This window comes from Streptomyces griseorubiginosus (genome assembly GCF_017614965.1).
Taxonomy (GTDB): Bacteria; Actinomycetota; Actinomycetes; order Streptomycetales; family Streptomycetaceae; genus Streptomyces; species Streptomyces griseorubiginosus_B.
Genome location: NZ_WVUG01000549.1, coordinates 1 through 2,659 on the forward strand (window position 1 = coordinate 1; position 2,659 = coordinate 2,659).

A 2,659-nucleotide genomic window follows, 5' to 3' on the forward strand; every position below is an offset into this window, starting at 1 on the left:
CCGCGCGGGTGCACGGGGGCGAGGGGCGGCTGGGGATCCCGTACGACCATCTCGCGCTGCGGGTGCGGGCGGTGGACGGGAGCGAGTGGCTGGCGGACGTCGGCTTCGGGGCGCACAGTCTGCATCCGCTGGCCTTCGGGGAGCGGGGCGAGCAGCAGGACCCCGCGGGCGTGTTCCGGATCGTCGAGGCGGGGCCGGACCTGGACGTCGTGATGAACGGCGCTCCCCAGTACCGCCTGGAGCTGCGGCCCCGGGAGCTCGGTGACTTCGTGGCCGGGGCATGGTGGCACTCCACGTCGCCAGCCTCCCACTTCGTGCGGTCGCTGGTGTGCTCGCGGGTGACCGAGGACGGCGGGCGGATCACGCTCAGCGGGCGCACCTTCAAGGTGACGAGCGCCGGCGGAGCGCGTGAGCAGCGTGAGTTGGGCACGGACGAGGAGGTGCTGGCGGTCTACCGGGAGGAGTTCGGGATCGACCTTCGCCGAGTGCCGACTGTGCGGAAATCCCAACAGGGGTGATGGATCGGGGCGACATCGGACCAGCCGTTGCTACTCGTGCGTAGACAGTCCGTGTTGCCTCGAAAGCCTCATCGGTGATCGAATGTCTCTTCGGCAACATTGGTGTCGAGCGCACAGGGGTGGCGTGGATGTTCGGCCGCTGGCTGGGAAACCGAACGAGTCGGGTGCAACGGACGAGTCCCCTGGCGGCGGTGCGGACTCCGCCGAGCGCGGGGGTGCTGAGCTGCAGGGTGCTGGATCCGGTCAACGAGCCGGTACGGCATGCGGAGTTCGCGGTCAGCGACACCATGGGGCGCAAGGTGGTGGGGGGCGAGACGGACCCGTTCGGGTCGTTCGTGACGACGGTACCCGCAGGGGAGTACCGGCTCGCGGTGTCGGCCGAGGGGTACACGCCGTACCGGGCGAGCGCGACCGTCGGGGAGAACACGCTCGCCTCCCTGGGGGATGTCACGCTGCAGATCGCGCAGCCCGCGGAGCTGCCGGCGCCGGGTGACTGGGACATCGAGCCGACGCACTCCTCGATCGGGTTCACGGCGCGGCACATCGGGCTGGCGCGGATCCACGGGCGGTTCAACTCCTTCGCGGGTGCCGTGCGGATCGGGGACCCGGTGGAGCGGTCGGCGATGCATGTGGTGATCGACGCTGCGTCCATTGACACGAACGTGCGGATGCGGGACGACCATCTGCGCTCGGCCGACTTCCTGGACGTGGCGCGCTTTCCGACGCTGGAGTTCTACAGCGAGCGGTTCGTGCACAAGGGCGGGAACCGGTGGGCGGTGACGGGGGCGCTGTCGTTGCACGGGGTGACGCGGACGGTGACGCTCGACACGGAGTATCTGGGGCTGGGCAACGGCATGGAGGGCGAGGTGCGGGCGGCCTGCCGGGCCCGGACCGAGCTGCATCGCGACGACTTCACCGTGAGCTGGCAGACGATGCTGGCGCGGGGCATCGCGGTGGTGGGGCCGAGTATCCGGGTCGAGCTGGATGTGCAGATCGTCCGGAAGGGCTGACGGGGGCTGGACGATGGCGGCTCGTAAGGTCCATGGGGGCTGGGTATGGCGAGGCGGCTCGCGGCGCGGAGAATGGGGCCGTGAGTGATGTGAGACATGTGCTGGTGCTGCCCGACCGTGACGCGGCGCAGGAGGCGGCGGAGGCGCTGGGGGAGCGGTTCGGGGTCGTCGAGGAGCCGCAGCTCGTCCGGGACGCCCTGGCGGGTGAGGACGACGCGGAGGACGCGCAGTGGCTGGTCGTCCTGCGGGACGAGGACGGGCGGCTGGATCCCGGGGAGCTGGACGCGTTCGCGGGGGAGTGGGACGGCTGGCGCGAGGAGCCGTGATGCTCGGCGGGGAGTGATGACGCTCGGCGGGAGCGGTGACGTTCGGCGGGCAGCGGTGACGTTCGGCGGGAGTGATGACGTTCGGCGGGAGCGGTGACGCCGGGATCCTTGGGGCACTCGGGCAGGCCGTGTTGTCAGTGGGTCGTGCCATGCTTTACGCGATGGCCAGGAAGAACTCTGATGACGACCCTCTCGCCCCCGTGACGCTCGCCGTGGGCCAGGAGGACCTCCTGCTCGACCGTGCCGTGCGGGAGGTGGTGGCCGCCGCCAAGGCCGCCGACGCCGACACGGACGTACGCGACCTCACCCCGGACCAGTTGCAGCCCGGCACGCTCGCCGAGCTGACCAGTCCCTCGCTCTTCGCGGAGCGCAAAGTCGTGGTCGTACGCAACGCGCAGGATCTTTCGGCCGACACGGTCAAGGACGTGAAGGCGTATCTCGGGGCACCCGCGGAGGAGATCACCCTCGTGCTGCTGCACGCGGGCGGCGCCAAGGGCAAGGCGCTGCTCGACGCCGCTCGCAAGGCGGGGGCGCGCGAGGTCGCCTGTCCGAAGATGACCAAGCCGGCGGACCGGCTGGCCTTTGTGCGGGGGGAGTTCCGGGCCGCGGGGAGGTCTGCCACGCCGGAGGCCTGTCAGGCGCTCGTCGATGCCATCGGGAGTGATCTGCGGGAGTTGGCCTCGGCGGTTTCGCAGCTGGTGGCGGACGTGGAGGGGACCATCGACGGCGCCGTCGTCGGGCGGTACTACACGGGGCGGGCCGAGGCGTCGAGTTTTGAAGTCGCCGACCGGGCGGTGGAGGGGCG

The 2,659-nt window shown here is 70.9% G+C and carries 4 protein-coding genes; all 4 read left to right on the plus strand.

Features of this window, described 5'->3' with window-relative positions:
• Positions 1-518, plus strand: a 518-nt coding sequence (locus GRC12_RS43420; RefSeq protein WP_208785948.1) for an arylamine N-acetyltransferase, incomplete at its 5' end; no start/stop codon positions are given.
• A gap of 128 nt (positions 519-646) precedes the next feature.
• On the plus strand, positions 647-1,528 hold the full coding sequence (locus tag GRC12_RS43425) for a YceI family protein (protein ID WP_208785949.1): 882 nt from the start codon (positions 647-649) through the stop codon (positions 1,526-1,528).
• A gap of 80 nt (positions 1,529-1,608) precedes the next feature.
• Positions 1,609-1,854, plus strand: a complete 246-nt coding sequence (locus GRC12_RS43430; RefSeq protein ID WP_208785950.1) for a hypothetical protein — start codon at positions 1,609-1,611, stop codon at positions 1,852-1,854.
• Between the two features lie 161 nt (positions 1,855-2,015).
• Positions 2,016-2,659 (plus strand): DNA polymerase III subunit delta (gene holA / locus GRC12_RS43435; RefSeq protein ID WP_244374664.1); only part of this gene is annotated, 644 nt, incomplete at its 3' end.